Source organism: Halomonas sp. SIMBA_159 (assembly GCF_046536035.1).
GTDB lineage: Bacteria > Pseudomonadota > Gammaproteobacteria > Pseudomonadales > Halomonadaceae > Vreelandella > Vreelandella venusta_A.
In genome coordinates this window covers 1-228 of the sequence record NZ_JAWJBT010001861.1, presented here as the reverse complement: position 1 = coordinate 228, position 228 = coordinate 1, and the positions used below count along the sequence as shown (strand labels likewise).

Sequence of the window (228 nt, the reverse complement as noted above, 5' to 3'; positions counted from 1 at the left end):
CTATGAATCTCAGTAAGGGTGAAATCTGGATTGTTAAACATAGTCATGAAATCTTCAATTCCATCTTGTGATACAGGTGGTAATTGTCCTGTATCTCCTATGAATAGAATTTTAATACCGAATGACTTCAGATCTTTCATGATCTTACCATCCACCATTGATGCTTCATCAATTACAATCAGCTTTAAATGAGATAATTCGTTTTTTGATTTTCTCTCTAATTGCAAG

1 protein-coding gene is annotated in these 228 nt (G+C 32.9%); it reads right to left on the bottom strand.

The genetic code is table 11. The features are described from left to right. Positions 1–228: AAA family ATPase (locus R0J87_RS25625; protein WP_498889827.1), on the bottom strand; the 228-nt coding region annotated here is incomplete at both ends.